The sequence below is a fragment of the Rhodococcus sp. NPDC057529 genome (assembly GCF_042802055.1).
Taxonomy (GTDB): Bacteria; Actinomycetota; Actinomycetes; order Mycobacteriales; family Mycobacteriaceae; genus Rhodococcus_F.
In genome coordinates this window covers 119,258-140,840 of the sequence record NZ_JBHVEY010000001.1, presented here as the reverse complement: position 1 = coordinate 140,840, position 21,583 = coordinate 119,258, and the positions used below count along the sequence as shown (strand labels likewise).

19 protein-coding genes are annotated in these 21,583 nt (G+C 69.5%); 8 read left to right on the top strand and 11 right to left on the bottom strand.

The annotated features are described in order from the left end of the window. Nucleotides 1–30 precede the first annotated feature (30 nt). From ACFU5V_RS00665 to ACFU5V_RS00655, 3 genes are all read left to right on the top strand, one after another. On the top strand, nt 31–1,551 hold the full coding sequence (locus ACFU5V_RS00665; protein WP_378696017.1) for a long-chain fatty acid--CoA ligase: 1,521 nt from the start codon (nt 31–33) through the stop codon (nt 1,549–1,551). Further along, nucleotides 1,548–3,245, top strand: coding sequence for a PHA/PHB synthase family protein (locus tag ACFU5V_RS00660; RefSeq protein WP_378431869.1), 1,698 nt, complete (start codon nt 1,548–1,550; stop codon nt 3,243–3,245). The genes ACFU5V_RS00665 and ACFU5V_RS00660 overlap by 4 nt, the downstream gene beginning before the upstream one ends. Before the next feature lie 98 nt (nt 3,246–3,343). Continuing rightward, nucleotides 3,344–4,168, top strand: coding sequence for an alpha/beta fold hydrolase (locus tag ACFU5V_RS00655; protein WP_378696015.1), 825 nt, complete (start codon nt 3,344–3,346; stop codon nt 4,166–4,168). 6 nt (nt 4,169–4,174) lie between these two features. Here the strand turns inward: ACFU5V_RS00655 and ACFU5V_RS00650 are convergent, their stop codons facing one another. From ACFU5V_RS00650 to ACFU5V_RS00625, 6 genes are all read right to left on the bottom strand, one after another. Further along, on the bottom strand, nt 4,175–5,344 hold the full coding sequence (locus tag ACFU5V_RS00650) for a lipid-transfer protein (protein WP_378696013.1): 1,170 nt from the start codon (nt 5,342–5,344) through the stop codon (nt 4,175–4,177). Continuing rightward, entirely contained in the window at nt 5,341–5,763 is a 423-nt protein-coding gene (locus ACFU5V_RS00645; protein ID WP_378431864.1) for a MaoC family dehydratase, read from the bottom strand. Before ACFU5V_RS00645 ends, ACFU5V_RS00650 begins: the two co-directional genes overlap by 4 nt. Further along, nucleotides 5,760–6,755 carry a bifunctional MaoC family dehydratase N-terminal/OB-fold nucleic acid binding domain-containing protein gene (locus tag ACFU5V_RS00640; RefSeq protein ID WP_378431863.1) on the bottom strand — a complete coding sequence of 332 codons (996 nt, stop codon included), beginning with the start codon at nt 6,753–6,755 and terminating at the stop codon, nt 5,760–5,762. The genes ACFU5V_RS00645 and ACFU5V_RS00640 overlap by 4 nt, the downstream gene beginning before the upstream one ends. Before the next feature lie 14 nt (nt 6,756–6,769). Beyond that, nucleotides 6,770–7,921, bottom strand: coding sequence for an acyl-CoA dehydrogenase family protein (locus ACFU5V_RS00635; protein ID WP_378696011.1), 1,152 nt, complete (start codon nt 7,919–7,921; stop codon nt 6,770–6,772). Then, on the bottom strand, nt 7,906–8,946 hold the full coding sequence (locus ACFU5V_RS00630) for an acyl-CoA dehydrogenase family protein (RefSeq protein WP_378431859.1): 1,041 nt from the start codon (nt 8,944–8,946) through the stop codon (nt 7,906–7,908). The genes ACFU5V_RS00635 and ACFU5V_RS00630 overlap by 16 nt, the downstream gene beginning before the upstream one ends. Nucleotides 8,947–9,029: 83 nt before the next feature. Then, a complete protein-coding gene (locus ACFU5V_RS00625; protein ID WP_378696009.1) occupies nt 9,030–11,192 on the bottom strand; it encodes an acyl-CoA dehydrogenase family protein in 2,163 nt (720 codons plus the stop codon). A 94-nt stretch (nt 11,193–11,286) separates the two neighbouring features. Between ACFU5V_RS00625 and kstR the strand changes: the two genes are divergently transcribed. Beyond that, nucleotides 11,287–11,925 carry a cholesterol catabolism transcriptional regulator KstR gene (gene kstR / locus ACFU5V_RS00620; protein WP_005566090.1) on the top strand — a complete coding sequence of 213 codons (639 nt, stop codon included), beginning with the start codon at nt 11,287–11,289 and terminating at the stop codon, nt 11,923–11,925. Between the two features lie 68 nt (nt 11,926–11,993). Next, nucleotides 11,994–14,534, top strand: a complete 2,541-nt coding sequence (otsB, locus tag ACFU5V_RS00615; RefSeq protein ID WP_378696007.1) for a trehalose-phosphatase — start codon at nt 11,994–11,996, stop codon at nt 14,532–14,534. A gap of 13 nt (nt 14,535–14,547) precedes the next feature. Here otsB and ACFU5V_RS00610 read toward each other — a convergent pair whose 3' ends face one another. After that, the gene (locus tag ACFU5V_RS00610) at nt 14,548–15,636 is read right to left on the bottom strand and encodes a substrate-binding domain-containing protein (protein WP_378696005.1); all 1,089 of its coding nucleotides are present in this window, start codon (nt 15,634–15,636) and stop codon (nt 14,548–14,550) included. Between the two features lie 137 nt (nt 15,637–15,773). Here ACFU5V_RS00610 and ACFU5V_RS00605 point away from each other — a divergent pair, with 137 nt between their 5' ends. The 3 genes from ACFU5V_RS00605 to ACFU5V_RS00595 are packed head-to-tail and all read left to right on the top strand — an operon-like array spanning nt 15,774 to nt 18,512. Further along, complete coding sequence (locus tag ACFU5V_RS00605; protein ID WP_378696003.1) at nt 15,774–16,730, top strand: metal ABC transporter solute-binding protein, Zn/Mn family; 957 nt, start codon at nt 15,774–15,776, stop codon at nt 16,728–16,730. A gap of 13 nt (nt 16,731–16,743) precedes the next feature. Further along, entirely contained in the window at nt 16,744–17,622 is an 879-nt protein-coding gene (locus tag ACFU5V_RS00600) for a metal ABC transporter ATP-binding protein (protein ID WP_072939478.1), read from the top strand. Further along, complete coding sequence (locus tag ACFU5V_RS00595) at nt 17,619–18,512, top strand: metal ABC transporter permease (RefSeq protein ID WP_378431851.1); 894 nt, start codon at nt 17,619–17,621, stop codon at nt 18,510–18,512. Before ACFU5V_RS00600 ends, ACFU5V_RS00595 begins: the two co-directional genes overlap by 4 nt. Nucleotides 18,513–18,532: 20 nt before the next feature. Here the strand turns inward: ACFU5V_RS00595 and ACFU5V_RS00590 are convergent, their stop codons facing one another. The 4 genes from ACFU5V_RS00590 to ACFU5V_RS00575 form a co-directional block, all read right to left on the bottom strand. Then, nucleotides 18,533–19,042, bottom strand: coding sequence for a DUF3558 family protein (locus ACFU5V_RS00590; RefSeq protein ID WP_378696726.1), 510 nt, complete (start codon nt 19,040–19,042; stop codon nt 18,533–18,535). A gap of 23 nt (nt 19,043–19,065) precedes the next feature. Next, the gene (locus ACFU5V_RS00585; protein ID WP_378696001.1) at nt 19,066–19,479 is read right to left on the bottom strand and encodes a hypothetical protein; all 414 of its coding nucleotides are present in this window, start codon (nt 19,477–19,479) and stop codon (nt 19,066–19,068) included. A 63-nt stretch (nt 19,480–19,542) separates the two neighbouring features. After that, the gene (locus tag ACFU5V_RS00580) at nt 19,543–20,304 is read right to left on the bottom strand and encodes an ESX secretion-associated protein EspG (RefSeq protein ID WP_378695999.1); all 762 of its coding nucleotides are present in this window, start codon (nt 20,302–20,304) and stop codon (nt 19,543–19,545) included. Beyond that, nucleotides 20,301–21,476: a hypothetical protein gene (locus ACFU5V_RS00575; RefSeq protein ID WP_378695997.1), complete on the bottom strand. Its 1,176-nt coding sequence runs from the start codon at nt 21,474–21,476 to the stop codon at nt 20,301–20,303. The genes ACFU5V_RS00580 and ACFU5V_RS00575 overlap by 4 nt, the downstream gene beginning before the upstream one ends. Nucleotides 21,477–21,583 lie beyond the last annotated feature (107 nt).

Sequence of the window (21,583 nt, the reverse complement as noted above, 5' to 3'; positions counted from 1 at the left end):
ACGACAACCGGTAGCGAGCGGAGACCCATCTTGCCGAATCTGAGTCTGAATCTCACAGCGTCCGCCCACGACGTTCCCGGGAACATCGCCCTCCGGTGCGACGACCTGCAGCTCACTTTCACCGAGTTCGACGACGCCGCCGCCCGGCTCGCCACCGTCCTCGAACGCGCCGGCGTCGCACCGGGCGACCGTATCGGGTTGATGCTGCCCAACACCCCCGCGTTCGCGATCGTCTTCTACGGCATCCTGCGCTGCGGTGCGATCGCCGTCCCCATGAACCCGCTGCTGAAGTCGCGGGAGGTCGAGTTCTTTCTGTCCAACACGGGCGCGACGGCACTGTTCGGGTCGCCGGCGTTCGCGGACGCGGCCACCGACGCCGCGGCGGCGACGGGCGCGCGGTGCTGGCTGGTGGACGACGCGGGCCTCGACGACCTGATGGCCGGCGTTGCTCCGCAGCCGCGTCCGGTCGACCGGACGGACACCGACACCGCCGTCGTGCTCCACACGTCCGGGACGACCGGCAAGCCCAAGGGCGCCGAACTCACCCACGGCGGACTCGCGCGGAACGCCGAGGTCACCGCGCGCACTCTGCTCGAGATCGGGCCCGCCGACGTGGTGATGGGATGTCTGCCGCTCTTCCACGTGTTCGGCCTGACCTGCGGGCTGAACGCCGCCGTGTCGGTCGGTGCGACCCTCACGCTGATCCCGCGGTTCGAGCCACGCAAGGCGCTCGAGGTGGTCGAACGTGACGGCGTCACCGTCTTCGAGGGTGTCCCGACGATGTACTCGGCGCTGCTCGGCGTGGCGTCCGAGTTCCCGAAGTCGGCTACCGCGACCCTCCGCGTCTGCGTGTCCGGCGGCGCGGCGCTGCCGGTGCAGGTGCTCACCGACTTCGAGGAGGCCGTCGGGGCCGTGGTCCTCGAAGGGTACGGACTGTCGGAGACCTCCCCCGTCGCCTCGTTCAACCACCCCGGCCGGGAACGCAAACCCGGCACGATCGGCACCCCCATCGAGGGCGTCGAGATGCGCGTGGTCGACGACGCGGGCGCCGAGGCGGCGCAGGGCGAATCCGGCGAGATCCAGATCCGCGGCGGCAATGTGATGAAGGGCTACTGGAACCTGCCCGACGCCACGGCGGCGGCCGTCTCCGCGGACGGCTGGTTCGCCACCGGGGACATCGGAAAGGCCGACGAGGACGGGTATTTCATCATCGTCGACCGGAAGAAGGACCTGATCATCCGTGGCGGTCTCAACGTCTACCCCCGCGAGGTCGAGGAAGTGCTCTACGAGCACCCCGCGGTGGCCGAGGCGGCCGTCGTCGGTGTTCCGCACGAGTCCCTCGGCGAGGAGATCGGCGCCGCGATCGCGCTCAAAGCGGGTGCGCACGCCGATCCCGCCGAACTGCGCGACTTCGTCAAGACCCGGGTCGCCGCCTACAAGTACCCGCGCGAGATCTGGCTCGTCGACACCCTCCCCAAGGGCCCGACCGGCAAGATCGTCCGCCGCGAGATCACCATCCCTGCATCCACCACCGAAAGCACCGCACCGTGACCACTGCGCCCTCGTTCACCAGCCCCGACGAACTCGCCGTCCCCCTCGACCTCCTGCTCACGAAGCCGACGCGCGGACTCCCGGCGAGAATGCAGCCGAACAGTTCGTGGACCCGATTCGGGTTCGAACTCGCCAAGCAACCGCGCACGCTCGCCTCCCGGGGCGGCGCACTCGCACGTGAGCTCGGCGCGATCGCCGCCGGCCGGTCCGACCGCGCCCCGGCCAAGGCGGACAAGCGTTTCAGCGACGTCGCGTGGCAGCAGAATCCACTGCTCCGTCGCACCATGCAGGCCTATCTCGCGGCGGCGCACACCAGCGATGCCCTGCTCGCCGACGCCGCGCTGGACTGGCGGGACACCGAGAAGATCCGGTTCGTCCTCGACAACATCGTCGAGGGCCTGTCCCCGACCAACAGCCCGCTCCTCAGCCCGCTCGGGTGGAAGGCCCTGATCGACACCGGCGGTCTCAGCGCCGTCCGGGGATTGCGTGCCTTCGCCCGGGACATGAGTTCCCAGCCGCGGGTGCCCGCCATGGTCGAGCCCGACGCGTTCGCGGTCGGTGAGACCGTCGCCACCACCAAGGGCGCGGTGGTGCTCCAGACCCGGGCCTTCGAGCTGATCCATTACACACCGCAGACGCCGACCGTCCGCTCGACCCCGCTCCTGATCGTGCCCCCGGTGATCAACAAGTACTACATCCTCGACATCGCTCCGGGACGGAGCATGATCGAATACCTGCTGCAGCAGGGCCAACAGGTGTTCACGATCTCGTGGCGCAATCCTCTTGCTCGCCATCGCAGTTGGGGCACCGACGCCTACGGCCAGGCGATCATCGACGCACTCGACGCGGTGGAGAAGATCACCGGTGCCGATCGCACGCACCTGCTGGCCACCTGCTCGGGCGGCATCCTCGCCGCCATGACGGCGGCCCATCTCACCGAGATCGGCGAGGGCGACCGGATCGCCGGGCTGGCGCTCGCCGTCACCGTGCTGGACCAGAACCGGGCCGGGTTCGCCTCGGCCGCGCTGAGCGAACGCGCCGCGAGCGCCGCGATCCGGGCCTCGTCCGCGCAGGGATACCTCGACGGTCGCACACTGGCCGAGGTGTTCGCCTGGCTGCGCCCGACCGACCTGGTCTGGCGGTACTGGGTCAACAACTACGTGCAGGGACGTCGTCCGGCGGCCTTCGACGTGCTGTTCTGGAACTCCGACACCACCCGGATGACGGCCGCCCTCCACCGCGACCTCGTGATGATGGCCCTGCGGAACGCACTCACCACCCCCGGAGCGGTGAGCATGCTGGGCACCCCCGTCGATCTGTCGACGGTCACAGCCGACGCGTACGTGATCGGCGGTATCGCCGACCACATCAGCCCGTGGCAGTCCGCATACCGCAGCGCCCGCCTGCTCGGCAGCAAGGACAACCGATTCGTCCTCTCGTCGAGCGGCCACATCGCCTCGATGGTCAACCCGCCTGACAACCCGCGCGCGTCGTTTCGTTTCGCCCAGGCCGACCACGAGACCCCCGAACAGTGGCTGGAAACCGCCCAGACGGCCTCGGACTCGTGGTGGCCCGACTACGCGCAGTGGCTCGGTGAGCGCAGCGGCCCCGAGATCGACGCTCCGCAGAGCCTCGGCGCCGGCGAGTATCCGCCCGTGGCCCCGGCGCCCGGCACCTACGTGCACCAGAACTGACACCCGACACACCCGGAGACAACCATGACCCTTCACCTTTACGACATCGAGGGAGCGCAACGGCCGGCGTGCATCGCCGACGTCGTGGTGCTGTACCGATGAGTGTGACCGAATTGTTTGCAGACCGCGGCGGGGACGACACGTACGTCGTCCCCGTCGGCGGCCAGCGGATCCGGGTGAAGGTCCGTCGCGGAACCGGGGTGCCCCTGGTGTTGTGCAACGGGATCGGCGCCGGATTCGAGGTACTCGAACCCCTGGTGGACAAGCTGGATCCGGAACGGGCGATCGTCCGGTTCGACGTTCCGGGAACCGGTGGGTCGCCCGCCTCGCCCCTGCAGTACGGGTTCCCCTACCTCGCGTGGGTGCTGGGCCGGTTGCTCACCACACTGGGTACGGGCGTCGTGGACGTCCTGGGGCTGTCCTGGGGCGGCGCCCTCGCCCAGCAGTTCGCCCTGCAGAACCCGTCCCGCTGCCGGCGGCTGGTTCTCGTGGCGACCGGGACCGGTGTGCTCATGGTTCCGGGCAGTCCCCGGGTGCTGGCGAAGATGCTGACGCCGCGCCGGTTCACCGACCCCGACTACGCCGCCTCGATCGCCGGCGACCTGTACGGCGGGACCGCGCACCGCAGGGGTGACGACGTCGCGAAATTGTTCCTGCAGCAACTCCACGCCGGTTCCCTCGTCGGCTACCTCCATCAACTGCTGGCCGGATCGGTGTGGACCAGTCTGCCGGTGTTGCCCCTGATTCGGCAGCAGACGCTGATCGTCGCGGGTACCGACGACCCCATCATCCCGGTCGTCAACGCGCACATCATGAATCGACTCTTGCCGAATGCGACGCTGCACCTGCACTCCGGTGGGCACATCGACATCGTCACCAACGCAGGCGCGCTGGCGCCGGTGATCGGTGCCTTCCTGCGTTGATCGGGCTCAGGCCGTCAACACCAGACCCGACGTCGGAACGCCCGTCCCGGCGGTGACGAGGACGTTCTGCGCACCGGAGACCTGGTTGACGGACGTGCCGCGGACCTGCCGCACCCCCTCGGCGATGCCGTTCATGCCGTGGATGTAGGCCTCCCCGAGCTGGCCTCCGTGGGTGTTCAGCGGCAGGCTGCCGTCGAGTTCGATCGTGCCGTCGGCGATGAAGTCCCTGGCCTCGCCGCGACCGCAGAAGCCGAGCTCTTCGAGCTGCATCAATACGTAGGGTGTGAAGTGGTCGTACAGGATCGCCAGATCCATGTCCTGTGGTCCGAGACCGGCCTGATCCCACAGCTGCCTGCCGACCAGCTCCATCTCGGGCAGTCCCGCGAGCTCGGGCCGGTAGTAGCTGGTCATGATGTACTGGTCGCTGCCGCTCCCCTGCGCCGCCGCCGTGATCACGACCGGTTTCTGCCTCAGATCCTTCGCCCGCTCCGGCGACGTGACCACGATCGCGATGCCGCCGTCGGACTCCTGACAGCAGTCGAGCAGGTGCAGCGGTTCGGCGATGAAGCGGGAATTCTGGTGGTCCTCGAGGGTGATCGGCTTGCCGTGGAAGAAGGCGTTCGGATTGGTGGCCGCGTGCTTGCGGTCGGTGACCGCGACCCGGCCGAAGTCCTCACTCGTGGCGCCGTATTCGTGCATGTACCGCTGCGCGACCATCGCGACGAACGCCGCAGGCGTCGACAGGCCGTGCGGGTAGGAGAACGCGTTGTCGGTACCGGACGAGTTCACCTGCTGCACCAGACCGGAGTTCACCTGCCCGAACCGCATCCCCGACCGCTCGTTGAACGCCCTATACGCCACCACCACGTCGGCGACGCCGGTGGCCACGGCCATCGCGGCCTGCTGCACGGTCGCGCACGCCGCGCCACCGCCGTAGTGGATTCGACTGAAGAACTTCAGGTCCGGGATGCCGACCGAACGGGCCACGGCCGCTTCGGTGTTGGTGTCCATCGTGAAGGACGTCAGGCCGTCGACGTCCGCCGGTGTCAGCCCGGCGTCCTCGAGCGCCGCCGTCACGGCCTCCGCCGCCAGCCGCAATTCGCTGCGGCCCGAATCCTTCGAGAAGTCGGTGGCGCCGATCCCGGCGATGACAGCCTTGCCCGACAGCCCGCTCATGCACCCGCTCCGTTCGTGCGTCCGTCCAGGACGAGGGTCACCTTCGACGTGATGTGGTCGCCGAGACCGTTCTTCCCGACGACGTCGAGCGTGACGACGCCGTCGTCCACCGACGCCACCGTGCCGCTCAGCGTGAGCGTGTCGTAGGCGTACCACGGAACCCCGAGGCGCAGCGCGATCGACCTGATCACCGCGGTCGGTCCCGCCCAGTCCGTGACGAACCGCTGCACCAGACCGGTGTCGGTGAGGATGTTGACGAAGATGTCCTTCGATCCGCGCTGCTGCGCCAGGTCGCGGTCGTGGTGGACGTCCTGGAAGTCGCGCGTCGCGAGCGCGGCCGAGACGACGAACGTCGGGTCGCCGGTGACGGACAGTTCCGGAAGCGTCGTTCCCACGACGACATCGAGAGTGGACGTCATGACTGCTCCTTCGCTCCGCGCTGCCACGCGTACAGGGTCCACGGCGCGCCGCCCGTCTCCTCGTCGCCGGGGAAGTCGAGGTAGATCGCCTCCACCGGCATCCCGATCGTCACGTCGGCGGGCTCGACACCGCGCAGTTCGCCGAGCATGCGGACGCCTTCCTCCAGTTCGACCAGCGCCACCACGAACGGCAGCGAACGCCCCGGGACCTTCGGCGCGTGGTGGACGACGTAACTGAACACCGTGCCGCGGCCCGACGCGACGACGTAGTCCGTCGCCTCCGCCTTGTCCTTCCACAGCGCGGGCACCGGCGGATGCTGCAGCGACCCGTCCTCGCGTTGCTGGATCCGCAGTTCGTGCGCGGCCACACCGTCCCAGAAGAACTGGGTGTCCTGGGAGGCGCTGGGCCGCATCATCCTCGACGGGTCCAGGTCGTCGTAGGACGCACCGCGGCCGTTCCCCGACGGCCCGGGCCTGTCGGTTCTCGGCATGAACTTCAGGATCCGGAACAGCATCTCGGCCACCGGTTCGCCTGCGGCGTCGCGCCACACACTGCGGGTGTTGAAGAACCACCCCTCGCCGAGGCCCGTCTTCTTCGGGCCCACCACGTCCTCGAGGGTCGTGGTGATGGTGACCTCCTCCCCGACCGTCAGGTAGCGGTGGTAGATCTGATCGCAGTTGGTGGCGACGACGGACGTGAACCCGGCCTCGTCGAGGATGGTCGTCATGCGCCCGAGCGGGTCGTCGGTTTGCCGAACGGCGTTCAGGCCCTGCATCGTCCACACCTGCGCCATAGCGGGCGGGGCGACGATGCCGTCGTGTCCGGCTGCCCGCGCGGCCGCCTCGTCGACGTAGATCGGATTCTTGTCGCCGATCGCCTCCACCCAATTGCGGATCATCGGCAGGTTGATCGGGTCCCGTCCGGGCCGGGGAGCGCTCGGACCCGCCGACCGGACCTCTTCTGCGGCAGCGAGAATCTGTTCGGAACTCATATCGCGCGGCGCTCCTATCGCGGGACTCTGGGAAGTTTCAGGCCGGCTGTCGCGATCAGCTCGCGCATCACCTCGTTGACGCCGCCGCCGAACGTGATGACGAGGTTGCGTTTCACCTGCATGTCGAGCCACGTCACGAGGTCGGCGGTCGCCGGCTCGGACGGGTCGCCGTAACGTCCGACGATCTCCTCCGCGAGCCTGCCGATACGCTGAATGCGTTCGGTGGCGAACACTTTCGTCGCGGACGCGTCGGCGATGTCGACGGCATCCGACTCACTGGACGCGACCTGCCAGTTGAGGAGTTCGTTGAGGCGGTACGTCGCGTGGATCTCGCCGAGCGCGCGCCGCACGTCCGGTTCGCCGAGCAGGTCGTGCGCGACCGCCCAGTTGCGGACGCGGTCATAGAGTCCCCCGACCCGGCCGGCGGGCCCGAGCATGACGCGTTCGTGGTTGAGCTGGGTGGTGATCAGGCGCCATCCCTGGTTTTCCTCGCCCACCAGCATGTTCGCGGGCACCCGGACGTCGGAGTAGTACGTGGCGTTGACGTGGTGCGCGCCGTCGCACGTGATGATCGGCGTCCAGCTGTAGCCGGGGTCCTTGGTGTCCATGATCAGGATGGAGATGCCGCGGTGCCGCGAGTCGGCCGAACCGGTGCGGACGGCGAGCCACAGGTAGTCGGCGTCGTGGCCGCCGGTGGTGAAGATCTTCTGGCCGTTGACGATGTACTCGTCCCCCACCCGGGTGGCCGTGGTCCGCAGCGCCGCCAGGTCGGTACCCGCCTCGGGTTCGGTGTAGCCGATCGCGAAGTGCACCTCGCCCGCCAGGATCGCGGGCAGGAACTTGCGCTTCTGCTCCTCGGTGCCGTAGGTCTGCAGCGTCGGCCCGACCGTCTGCAGCGTCACCGAGGGCAGCGGAACATCGGCGCGCACAGCCTCGTTCACGAAGATCTGCTGCTCGATCTCTCCGAAACCGCGACCGCCGAACTCCACCGGCCAGCCCACCCCGAGCCAGCCGTCCTTCCCCATCCGGCGGATGACCTCGCGGTAGGTGGCGCCGTGGCGCTCGGTGCGCATCACCTCCGCCTCGGCCGGGGAGATCAGCCCGGAGAAGTAGCGCCGGAGTTCCGCCTGCAGCTCCCGCTGCTCGTCGGTCAGATCGATGAACACCGGGCCCCCACGAGGTCGAGTCGGTACGAGGCGCCGCCCACGAGGCGGGCCAGGTCTTTGGCGGTCGAGTAGTAGCGGTGCAGCGGGTACGTCACGTCGACGCCGATCCCGCCGTGCAGGTGGTGCAGCACCTGCATGGCGGCGGGCACCTCGGCGGCGATCCAGTAGGCCATCACGTCCAGATCGTCCTGTGCGTCCAGGCCCTCGGACACCCGCCAGGACGCCGCGAGCGCCGACACGTGCAGGGTGCGGGACGTGACGTAGACGTCGGCGATCTGCTGCGAGACGGCCTGGAACGTCGCGAGCGGCTTGCCGAACTGGTGCCGGGTGGCCAGGTGCTCGCCCGCCAGAACCGTTGCACCGGAGAGCAGTCCGTCGGCCACCGCCCCGATCGACGCCAGCGCGATCCGGTACAGCGTCTGCACCGCGTTGTCGCCGGCGGCGAGCAGTTCGCCTTTGGCCCGGTCGAACGTGATCGCGAATTCGGGACTATCCGACGCCGTGGGTGTCGGTGTGAGCGTGACGCCGTCCTCGCCCGGATCCACCAGCACCACCCCGGCGTCCGTCGGCACCAGGATCCGGTGCGCGTGCTCGGCGAACGGGACCGCGAGTACGCGACCGGTGACGGAGTGGCCGTCGCCGTCCACGACCGCGGTCACCGACGGCCGTGCCGGGAACTGCGCCCCGGGTTCGGCGAGCGCCGCGGTGAACGTGCGACCGTCGGCGAGACCGGTGAGCAGGGCGTCCTGTTGCGCGTCGTCGCCCAGCGCGACGATGGGCAGCACCCCGAATCCGAGCGTCGCCAGCGCAGGAACCTGCGCCGCATTCCGCCCGACCTCGGTGAGCAGCGCGCCGACGTCGGTGACCGAGAGCCCTTCGCCGCCGAGACGTTCCGGCAGCGCGAGGGTCAGCAGGTCGGCGTCGGCGAATGCGGCCCAGAGGGCGTCGCCGTCGAGGTCGCGGGCCAGCAGTCCGGCCGCGACCTGGGCCACGGCCTCCTGGGTTTCGTCTCGAGTGAAGTCCACGCTGACAATCCCACCTTCGATTTAGAACGTGTTCTAGTTGTATCACCATCCCGGAGCCCGCGAAAGGCCGAGCGCGACCCGGCTCAGCCGCGCGGCAGCCCTAGAATCCGCTCGGCCGCCACGGTCAGCAGGATCTGCGTCGTTCCGCCGGCGATGGAGAGGCAGCGGGTGTTCAGGAACTCGCGCGCGAGCGGACCCTCCACCCAGCCGTCCGTGCCGCCGAGTTCCATCGCGAATTCCGCGACCGCCTGCCGTTGACGGACGCCCACCAGCTTGCGGACGCTCGATTCGGGCCCGGGGTCCTGGCCGTCCAGCTGCCGGAGGGTGGTGCGCAGTTCGAGTTGCGAGCCGACGAGCGCGGTGCCGATGAGCCGGCCGAGCGTGTCGTCGGCGACCGGGTCGCCGTCACCCGCGAGCGCGAGCAGTTCCTCCATCGCCGCACCGAGCGAGGAGCCCCCGCCCATCGCGACCCGCTCGTTCGCCAGCGTGGTGCGGGCCAGCTTCCAGCCGTCGCCGAGATTCCCGACCATCAGGTCGTCCGGCACGAACACGTCCTCGAGGTGCACCTCGTTGAACAGGGCGTCGCCGGTGATCTCGCGCAGCGGCGAGACGGTGATGCCGGGGGTCGTCATGTCGACGAGGAAGTAGCTGATGCCCTTGTGCTTGGGCGCGTCCTTGTCGGTGCGCGCCAGGCAGATCGCCCAGTCCGCCTCCCGCGCCCGCGACGTCCACACCTTCTGGCCGTTCAGCCGCCACCCGCCGTCCGCCTTCTCCGCCGACGTGCGCAGCGCCGCCAGGTCGGAGCCGGCGCCGGGTTCGCTGAACAGCTGGCACCAGACGATCTCGCCGCGCAGCGTCGGGGTGGCGAAACGCTCGATCTGCTCGGCGCTGCCGTGCTCGAGGATGGTCGGCACCGCCCACCAGCCGATCACGAGGTCGGGCCTGCCGATCCCGGCCGCCGCCAGCTCCTCCTCGATCAGGATCTGCTCCGCGGCGCGCGCACCTCGCCCGTAGGGCACGGGCCAGTGCGGCGCCAGGTAACCCGACTCGGCCAGGGCCGCGCGTCGCTCCGACTCCGGCCGGGCCACCAGCGCGGCGATGTCGGCGCGGATCCGCGCCCGCTCCTCTCCCAGGCCCGTCAGGTCGATCGACAGGTGCCGGCGAGCGCCCGCCCGGGTCAGTTCGGTGACCCGCGACCGCCAGTGGGCGGAGCCGCCGAGCAGCTGCCGCAGCGACGTCGCCCGGCGCAGGTAGAAGTGCGCGTCGTGCTCCCACGTGAAGCCGATGCCGCCGAGCACCTGGATGCAGTCCTTGGCGGTTTCGACGGCGGCATCGAGCGTGATCGTCGCCGCCACCGCGGCCGCGACCGGCAGCTCGCCGCCGTCCGCGTCCCACGCGTCCTCCGCCGCCACGGCCGCGTCCCAGGCCGCCGCCGCGGACTGTTCGACGCGGCACAGCATCTCCGCGCACAGGTGCTTGATCGCCTGGAACGATCCGATGGGTTTGCCGAACTGCTCGCGAATCTTGGCGTACTCCACCGCCGTTCGCAGACACCAGGCCGCGATGCCGGACGCCTCCGCGGCGGCCAGGGTCGCGGCGAGGTCGGACACCAGCCCGTCCCGCACCCCCGTGACCACGCGGTCGGCCGCCACCGCCACCCCGTCGCACCGCACCCGCGCGAGCGGACGGCTCTTGTCGATCGTGTCGGCGACCGTGATGCCGAGACCGTCGGATTCGCCGTCGACCAGGCACCACACGACCCCTTCGCTCGTGTCGGCCGGCACCAGCACGGTCACTCCCGTGTCGCCGCCGATCGCGAAGCCGGCGTCGCCGGTGACCGTCAACCCGCCGTCGGCGCCGAGGGTCGCGTTCACCGGGGAGTTGCCGAGAACCACCGCGCACGGCATCGCGCCGTCGGCGAGGTCCTCGGACCATCGTTTCGCGGCGGCGCCGGAGCTGCGGCCGACGACGAGAGCGGCCAGAGCGGTGGAGAGAACAGGGCCCGGGACGAGTTCGGTCGCGGCCTGTTCGAGCATCGCGGCGAGATCGACGATCTCCGCCCCCGACCCACCGACCTCTTCGGGCACGGCGACCGAGAAAATTCCGAGCGAAGAGAAGGACGGCCACGACGTGTGCCACGAATCTGCTGGTCCTTGCCGTACTGTGGCCAGCGGATCCGTCGACCGCGCCCACGCCTGGATCGCACCCGCTGCAGCTCTCTGTTCCTCGGTGGTGGCGATAGTCACAACGGGTATCCGCCTCTCCTGAATGACACATTCGTCTAGAACGTGTTCTAATATGACACCTGGCCATGAGTCAAGGCGCGAAGGAAAACAGGTAATGACGACCAGCTCTCGATCACGGTCCACGACGGTCGCTGCGGCGACGCTGGGCGAGGACGATCTCAGTTCCAACGCGCAGAAGGAACGGCGCAAGCGGATCCTCGACGCGACCCTGGCCCTGGCGTCCAAGGGCGGATACGAAGCCGTGCAGATGCGGGCCGTCGCCGAGCGCGCCGACGTCGCCGTGGGAACGCTGTACCGCTACTTCCCGTCCAAGGTGCACCTGCTGGTGTCGGCGCTCGCCCGCGAGTTCGAGCGGATCGACTCCCGCGGAAAGAACCCGCCGGGCCGCAACCCCCTCGAGCGGATGCAGCTGATCCTCAGTCAGATCACCCGGGCCATGCAGCGCGACCCGCTGCTGACCGAGGCCATGACGCGCGCGTTCATGTTCGCCGACGCGTCCGCCGCCGCCGAGGTCGATCAGGTGGGCAAGCTGATGGACCGGCTGTTCGCCCGCGCGATGACGGACACCGAACCCACCGAGGACCAGCTGGCCGTCGCCCGCGTCATCTCCGACGTATGGCTGTCGAACCTGGTGGCCTGGCTCACACGGCGCTCGTCCGCGACCGATGTGGCGAATCGGCTCGAACTCACCGTAGAACTGCTGCTCGGTGACGGGAGCCGCAGACCCGAATAGGACGCGATCGGGGCACAGCCCCGGCCGAGAACGCGCTCACATCCGTCACATCCCCTAGATTTGAACGTGTGAGCGCCCATGATCTGCCCATCGAACTTCGTCGTGCCCTCTCCCGGGTTGCGCGGACCCCTCGCCTGCTCGTCGCGTCCGATTACGACGGCACGATGGCCCCCATCGTCTCCGACCCCGAAAAGGCGTTTCCCCACGCCGAATCGGTGCGCGCTCTCCGCGCCCTGGCCAGCCTCGCCGGAACCACGGCGGCCGTGATCTCGGGCCGGGCGCTCAAGGACCTCGCCGCGCTGTCGCGGCTGCCCGCCGAGGTTCAACTGGTCGGCAGCCACGGTTCGGAATTCGACATCGGGTTCATCCACGCGATCGACGCCGACGCCAAGAAGCTTCTCGGCGAGATCACCGAGGAACTCACCCGGATCGCCGGCCTGCACGCCGGCACGTCGGTGGAGGCGAAGCCGGCGAGCGTCGCCCTGCACGTCCGCAACGCCGACGCCGAGGAAGGCGCCCGGGCCCTGGCCGCGGTGCGCGCCGACGCCGGGCAGCGGGTGGGCGTGCAGGTCACCGAGGGCAAGTCCGTCATCGAACTGGCCGTCGTCGCCACCGACAAAGGCCACGCCCTCGACCTGATCCGCCACCAGGACGGCGCGACCGCGGCCGTGTTCGTCGGCGACGACGTCACCGACGAGAAGGCGTTCGCCCGTCTCCAGGGTCCCGACCTCGGTGTGAAGGTCGGCCCCGGCGAGAGCCTCGCCGAATTCCGGGTGTCGACCACCGAGGACGTCGCCGCGGCCCTCGCGTTCCTGCTCGAGGAGCGCCGCACCTGGCTGTCCGGGGCGCACGCGCCGCCGATCGAGCGCCTCACCATGCTCGCCAGCCCGCGGACCGTCGCCCTCGTCACGCCGGACGCGACCCTCACATGGCTGTGTCACCCCGAACCCGACTCTGCTTCCGTCTTCGCGCACCTGCTCGGCGGACCGGAGGCCGGCCATTTCAGCGTCGGCCCGCACCGCAGCGCCCTGCCGCTGAGCCAGCGGTACATCGACAGCACGATGACCGTCCAGACCCGGTGGGCCAGCCTCTCCGTCACCGACTACCTGCCGCACGACGTCCGCCTGGGCCGCACCGACCTCACCCGGGTGATCAGCGGGCAGGCTGCCGCCGTCGTGACGTTCGCCCCGCGGCCCGAGTTCGGTCAGGGCCAGGTCATCCTCGAGGCGGTCAGCGAGGGACTGCGGGTGCACGGCACCAACGAGCCGATCGTGTTGCGCTCCCCCGGCGTGCAGTGGAACGTCACCTCCGACGGCAACCAGCAGACCGCGCATGCCGTCGTCGATCCGTCCGGTGGCGACGTCGTCCTGGAATTGCGTTGCGGCACCGAGGAGCTCGGCCCCTCCGAGACCCCGGAGGCGGAACGCCGCGCGCGCGCCGAATCGTACTGGTCGGACTGGGCGAAGAGCCTGACCCTGCCCACGCTGAAACCCGACCTGATGAAGCGTTCCGCGCTCACTCTCCGCGGCCTGGTGCACGTCGACTCCGGCGCGATCATGGCGGCCGCCACCACGTCGCTGCCCGAGGAGATCGGCGGCGTCCGCAACTGGGACTACCGGTACTGCTGGCTCCGCGACGCGGCGCTCACCGCGTCCGCGCTCGTCAGCCTCGGTTCGCTCGGCGAGGCCGAGGGCTACCTCGACTGGGTGCACGACGTCCTCGAGACGCTGCCCGGCCCCGAACGCCTGCACCCCCTCTACACGCTGCACGGCGGTGGTCTGCCACCCGAGGCGGTCATCGACTCGCTGCCCGGGTACGCAGGATCGCGTCCCGTCCGCATCGGCAACGCGGCCAACCAGCAGGTGCAACTCGACGTGTTCGGCCCCATCGTCGAACTCATCCACGACCTGTCCCACGCCCGCGAGACGCAGGGCGCCCCGGTGGCGCTCAACGACCGCGACTGGGAACTGGTCTGCGCCATGGTCGAGGCCGTGGAGCGGCGCTGGTTCGAACCCGACCACGGCATCTGGGAGATCCGCGACAACCCGCGGCACCACGTGTACTCCAAGGTGATGGGGTGGGTCACCATCGACCGCGCGGTGGCGCTGGCCGAGCACTTCGGGCGCGACGTCGAACCCGGTTGGATACCGTTGCGCGACAAGATCGCGGACGAGGTGCGCGAGAAGGGCTGGAAGGACGAGGTCCGCTCGTACACCGCCGCCTACGACGGCACCGACCTCGACGCCGCCACCCTCTACATCGGACTGTCCGGGCTGATCGACCCGTCGGACGAGAAGTTCGCGGCCACGGTCACGGCCACCGAGGCGGAACTGCGCAGCGGCTCCACCGTGTACCGCTACCACCACGACGACGGACTGCCCGGCACCGAGGGCGGGTTCCACCTCTGCGCGGCGTGGCTGGTGGAGGCGTACCTGCTGATCGGTCAGCGGTCGCAGGCGGAGGCGTTGTTCGCGCAACTGGTCGACGCCGCCGGGCCGACCGGGTTGCTCAGCGAGGAGTACGACCCCGTCGCCGAGCGGTCGCTGGGCAACCACCCCCAGGCGTACAGCCACCTGGGACTGCTGCGCTGCGCTCAGCTCCTGGCGTGAGCCGGAGGCCGGGTCAGCGGCTGGCGGGCCCGGCCGTCGAACCGCGCAGCAGTTCGGTCTCGAGCATCTCGACGGTCGCGACGCCGGAGTGCGACGGCGACATGAGCAGGGCCCCGGCCCGGCGGCCCTTCTCCTCCTGCGGTTGCCGCACCGTGGTCAGGCCCTCGCGCAGTGCGTCGTCGACGCCGTCGAATCCGGTGACCGACAGCTGACCGGGCACGTCGATGCCCTGCCAGCGCGCCCAGTCCAGCGCGCCGAGCGCGAGGACGTCGGTGGTGCACACGAGCGCGGTGATCCGCGGATTCACGGCGAGCGCCTGCGCGGCACCGGCATGCCCCGACTTGCCGGTGTGCTCGAACCGCTCGATGACGGTGAGGGTGGCGGGGTCCAGGCCGGCATCGGACATGGCGTCGCGCACGCCCTCGATGCGTTCGCGCTGGACGTGGAAGTTCGGCGACCGCAGCCGCTCGGCATCGGCGACCCCGTCCGCGCGGTCGCGCCCCAGCCTCATGCTCAGCACGCCGATGTCGCGGTGGCCGAGGCCGATGAGGTAGTCGGCGAGACCGCGCATCGCGCCGCGGTCGTCGATGCCCACGAGCGACGCACCGGGGATCTCCCGCGGCTGATCGCACACGACCATCGGCAGGTGCCGTTCGTACACCGCCGCGAGGTACGGGTCGTCGTCGGCCACCGAGTACACGACGAACCCGTCGACACCCGCCTGCTGCACGACCGCCGCGGCGTCCGCCTCCTCCCGGCCCGGGCCCGCCGGGATCAGGAGCAGGCCCTGCCCGGCGGCCTCGCACGACTCGGCCAGCCCGGACAGGAAGCTCATCGCGGCGGGGTCGCGGAAGGAGTAGCTGAGGGCCTCGGTGAGCAGTAATCCCACGGCGCCGGCCTTGCGGGTGCGCAGTGACCGGGCCACCGGGTCGGGGCCCGGGTAGCCGCGGCGCTTCGCCGCCTGCAGCACCCGGTCGCGGAGTTCGGCGGAGAGCTGATCCGGCCGGTTGTAGGCGTTGGACACCGTCGTTCGCGAAATGTTGAGCTCGGCCGCGAGCGACGCCAGCGTGGCTTGGCGACGTGGCTGTCGAGACCTGGGCATAGGGGGACGTTAGTACCTGGTGCCGGTTCGGGCTCGTCGGGGCTGCACCGAAAGTGCACTACCAGGACCGATCCGCTAAAGTGCAACGGTAACGGTTTCCAATAGCGTTTAGCGATTCGTTCTGTCAGGAGTTCTCTGTGCGCGCTTCCTCAGGTTTTCGTGCAGCCACGGCGGCCGTCGGGCTGTCGTTCGCCGCGGCCCTCACCCTCACCGCGTGCGGCTCCGACACAACCGGCGACGGCACCCTGACCGTCGTCGCGTCGACGAACGTGTGGGGCAGCGTCGCCCAGGCCGTCGCCGGCGACAAGGTCGACGTCACCTCGATCATCACCGAGCCGTCGTCCGACCCGCACTCCTTCGAGGCCAGCCCCACCGACGCCGCCAAGCTCACCGACGCGTCGCTGATCGTCTACAACGGCGGCGGATACGACCACTTCGTCGACGACATCATCGGCACCGGCAACAGCGACCAACTCACGGTCAACGCGTTCGACCTCCTCGAGGGCGGCGCGCACGCGGGCGAGGACGAGCACTCGGACGGCGGCGATTCGCACGAGGGCCACGACCACGGCGACGTCAACGAACACGTCTGGTTCGACGTCGACACCGTCGACGCCACCGCGCAGTCCATCGCGGACAAGCTCGGCCAACTCGACCCCGACAACGCCGACGCCTACCAGGCCAACGCCGCCACCTTCCACGGTCAGCTCGAGAAGATCTCCGCGATCACCGACGGCATCGCGGCAGCGCACAAAGACGCACCTGTCGCGCAGACCGAACCGATCGCGTACTACCTGCTCCAGTCCGCAGGCCTGAAGGACGTCACCCCGCCCGAGTTCACGAGCGCCATCGAGAACGGCAACGACCCCGCGCCCGCCGCCATCGCCGCAACCCGGCAACTGCTCACCGGCAAGCAGGTGCAGGCCCTCGTCTACAACGTGCAGACACAGGACCGGGTCACCCAGGACGTGCGCGCCACGGCCGAGTCGGCGGGCATCCCCGTCGTCGAGGTGACCGAAACCCTGCCCGAAGGCCTGGACTACATTCAGTGGCAGACCAACACCGCCGAGTCGCTCGCCGCGGCTCTGCAATAGAACTGATCGGCTTGTGACAGAACCCACTTCGAAGAACGCCGGCAACGGTCGCGTCCCCGCACTGGAATTGACGGGGGCGCGACTGTCCTTCGGCGAACGCACGCTCTGGCAGGACCTCGACCTCACCGTGGAACCCGGCGAATTCGTCGCCGTCCTCGGACCCAACGGGTCGGGCAAGACGTCGCTGCTGAAGGTGCTGCTCGGTCAGCTCGCCCTCAGCTCCGGCACCGCCCGCATCGCCGGTACCCCGGCGCGGAAGGGCAATTCGCACGTCGGGTACATCCCCCAGCAGAAGTCGCTCGACGACGGGTTGCCGCTCCGCGGCCGCGACCTCGTCGGGCTCGGCGTCGACGGCCACCAGTGGGGAACCGGTCTCCTCCGTCGCGGGCGGCGCCGGGCCATCGTCGACGCGGCGATCGCCGAGGTCGGCGCCCAGCACTACGCGGACGCGCCGATCGGCTCCATGTCCGGCGGCGAGCAGCAGCGACTGCGGATCGCGCAGGCCCTCGTCGGCAACCCGCAGATCCTGCTGTGCGACGAGCCGCTGCTCAGCCTCGACCTGGCCAACCAGAACCTCGTGTCCGGACTCATCGACCGGCGCCGCCGCACCCACGACACCGCGGTCCTGTTCGTCACCCACGAGATCAACCCGATCCTCCCCCTCGTCGACCGCGTGCTCTACCTCGTCGACGGCCAGTTCCGCATCGGCAAACCGGAAGAGGTCATGACGTCGGAGGTGCTGTCCGAGCTGTACCGCACCGACGTCGAGGTGCTGCACGTACGCGGCCGCCTCGTCGTGATCGGCACCGGCGACGCCATCGACGCCCTCGGCAGCGCGGGCGGCCTCCGCCCCGGCGAGGGTGTGCACCACACGGACGAGGGACACGCATGAGCAACAAATTCACCGACGCCATGTCACGCATGTTCGACGTCTCCGCCACCGTCGACCTCCTGCACTACGACTTCGTGCAGCAGGCCTTGATCGCCGGCGCCATCCTCGGCCTCCTCGCAGGAGCCATCGGACCGCTGATCGTGAGCAGGCAGATGTCGTTCGCCGTGCACGGCACCAGCGAACTGTCCCTGACCGGCGCATCCGCTGCCCTGCTCATCGGCGTCAGCGTCGGGGCAGGCGCCATCGCCGGGTCGGTGGTCGCGGCCGTCCTGTTCGGGCTGCTCGGCGCGAAGGCCCGCGACCGTGACTCCGTGATCGGCGTGATCATGGCGTTCGGGCTCGGCCTGTCCGTGCTGTTCATCTGGTCTTACCAAGGGCGCACCGGCACCAGTTTCTCGCTGCTGATCGGCCAGATCGTCGCACCCGGAGACAGCGGCCTGCAGTTGCTGCTGCTGTGCGCCGTGCTCGTCATCGGAGTCCTCGGCCTGATCTACCGTCCCCTCCTGTTCGCGAGCACCGACCCCGACGTCGCCGAAGCCCGCGGAGTCCCCGTGCGCGCCCTGTCGATCGTGTTCGCCGTCCTCGTCGGCATCACCGCCGCCCTCGGCGTCCAGATCGTCGGCGCACTCCTCGTCATGGCGCTGCTCATCACCCCCGCCGCAGCCGCCGCCTACGTCACCGCCAGCCCCCTCAAAGCCACGATCCTGTCGATCGTGTTCGCCGAACTCGCCGCCGTCGGCGGCATCCTGCTGTCCCTCGCACCCGGCGTGCCCGTGTCCAGCTTCGTCACCACGATCTCGTTCGTCATCTACCTCGCCTGCCGACTGAGCGGCTCCTCACGACGAAAGAACGCCGGACGCATCGCCCACACCCACGCACACACGCACTGAGCCGGATCGATGCAAGCCGCCTACAGGTGGTCGGGGAAATAGGGTGCCAGCGCCGTCGCCACCTTCGTCGCCTGATCGCACGCCTCGTCGACAGTCGTGAAATCCTCCAACTCGCTGTACCCGATCATGAACTCGAGAATCCCCGGCTCGATCGCCACCGACACCGTGCACGCACTACCACCGCGAAAATCCGACACCAGCGCATTCCGCCCGCCGATCTCGGTGTCCCTCAGGACGGTGAAGCGGTCGTCGCTCGCGATACCACTGAAAGGTGCGCCGATCGCCGAAGCCACGACCACGTAGGAGGGATCTCGAGACAAGAACCCGCATGCATGATTTGGGGGGTCATCTCGATCCGGCATCCGGTCAGGCGGTGCCGCATCGATCCTTGCCGCGGCGAGCGCTTCCGGCGAGAAGGCGTCGCATGGCTGATAAGCAATCTCGACCGCGGGCTCTCCAGCAGGCTCCCCGTCGACCGGCTGAGAGCATGCGACGACCCCGACAACCGACAGGAGACTCAAGGTCGCCATCGTCGCGCGGACCGCGGCACGCTTCACAGCTGCACTCCAACGGATCCCAATCGCGCGGCGGTTGCAGCGTCCTGCTCTCTGTAGCTCGCCAAGACGGCCTCGAACATCGACTTCATATCCGACGCGTAGGTCTCGTGAGCCAGAAATAGGCCGACGGCAGTGTTTGCGAACTCGATGTCATCTCCGCCGATCGCCTTTTCATCGAACTTCCGCGCGAGTTGCTTGGCCGACTCGATGTCTTTTTCCCCTAGTCCAAGGTCCGTAGCGCGCAGTTCTCGGCGCGCTCGGCCTCCGAGAAGCTTCATGTGGTCCGCATGCTCCTGGCACAGCTTGATGCACTGTTCCAACCCGGCCGGGTCGAGTTCGAGCCTGCCTCCCCCGACGATGTTTTCGGTGAAAGCCTTCCATCCGGCTTCCGGTGCTTCTGGCCCTGCCATGTTCGTGTCCCCTCCGTGTGTCGTGCTGTGTCCCCACCTGTGCAATCGCCGGCGCGTGGCAATCTACCAACTGCGGGCACCGACCGAGCCTGCCCGAGGAGTCGTACCGACCCTGATCAGGGTGTCGAGCGAGGATACGAGCTGGTCGGGGCCTGCCGGGTGCGCGGCGGCGGGATCGTGCGGGCCGATCAGGTATCGGCCGTCGGCGGCGATGTCGATCCACTGCATGACGCCGGCGTCGCGGCCGGTGCCGTAGCGGGGACCGCGGAAGACTCGGATCTTGCCGCGGCCCGCGTATCCCTTCTGCACGGCGGATTCGAGTCGCGGGGCGGGGGCCGCCCGGTTGACCTCCTGCAGGATTCCCTGGGAGAAGTGGGCGTCTACGTCGTCCCGTCGCTGGAACCGGCGACTGCCGGCGGCGTTCTGCGGGATGAGGCCGATCAGTTGCGCGCCCAGGCGGCCGGCCGGCCCGGCGCCGATCACCACGTCGCCGCCGATCCGCGGTGCCCGGCCGGGGAGTTGCGACGCGATCACGACCGACTGCCGGTGCTGCGCACCGATGATGCGGATCGGTGTCTCGTCGGCCGTGGAACCGGAAATCTCGACGTACACCTCGGGCTCGGCGAGCACGTTCAACGCCGACCGCACATCGTCGTGCTCGGCTCCCGCGAAGGCTTCCCTTATCTGGTTCTGCTCTGCCACATAGGCGTTGAGCCCGGGGTGTGCGCTGACGATCCGGAACGGGTACGGGATGCGGTCCTGCCCGGCGCCGGCCCACAGTGCGTCGAACAGTTCCGGACGCAACCGCCAATTGCGCATGCTCATGCGCCGATCACCGGCGGTGAAACAAGAGGCAGTTTGCCGATCAGCTCGTTGCCGTTGTCGAGGGTGATCAGGTAGTCGGGCGTCTTGTGTTCCTTGTCCTCGCCGCCGGCCCTGGCAGCCCCCGGGGCGCCGCCCATCATTCCGCCGCCCATCGGGCCGGTGCCCCGCACCCCGGCACCGGTGCGACCACCGGCTGCGGTCCCCGCGACCCCGGGCGGTGTAGTGCCCGGCCGGGCGCCGGCCCCCGCCCGACTTCCGGCGCCGACGCCGCCGGCACTGCCGAGCCCGCCGACGCCGAATCCGCCGGCACCTCCACCCGCACCCGCCCCCGCGGATCGCGAACCGGCACCCGAGGACGAGTCGGCACCCGGCGGCACGACCGATCGGCTCTGCGCCTGATCACCCGTCACCGCGGCCGGGGCCGTCGCCGCGGGGGCGGTGGCCGACGACGACGCGGTTTCCGCATCCTGCTGCGCGCCGTCCGCTGCGGGGGTGCCGGGCGCAGCGGACGCGTCGCTGTCGGGACCGTCGATATTCGGAGCGTCGCCGGAACTCGGCTGCCCGGCGATCGGTCCCCCGATCCGATCGCTCGAACTGGGGACGCCGCTCGAGTAGTCGACGCCGGGCGCGGACGGACCCGAAGGAACATCGACCCGGCTCTCCGGTCTCGTGAACGACGGGACGGTGCCGTCCGAAGTCGCGAGCCCCGGGTTGTAGATCGTGGCCATCTTCTCGCGCGCTTCACCCTCGCGCCGGTAGTACTCGTCCTCGGTGTCCGTGTCCCAGGGCGTCAGCTTGTCCCACAGTCCGGTGCCGATGGTCTCGGGGACCTGCGACCGCAGCGACGCGACCGTCTCCGCCAGCGGGGTCAGCGCCGCCGCCACTCCGTGAAGTTGATTCTGTGCCTCCGGCGCGGACGTCGAGTACCGCTCGGTCTCGACGTAGGCCGCCGACGCGGCCGCGCCCTGCCAGCTCTCGCCAATCGTCTTCTTGATCGCGTCGCTGAAATCGACGATCGCGTCGTGGGCCGTCGTCCCCAGTTCGGTCCAGGCTCGCGCGATGCCGCTCACGTGCTCGACGTCCATGCCGGCGACGGCACTCGCGATCCTCGCGTGGTCCCACTGGTCCGAGTGGAAGTTCTCGGGATCCTTGATGTATGCCGGGTCGGTCACGTTTCCCCCTCCGATGGCGCGGTCCGCCACACACGGTCAATTGTTCTGACGCAGCAGCACCCTCACCGGTTCCGCCCGCCCCCGCGAGAGAATCTACAAGACGGCAC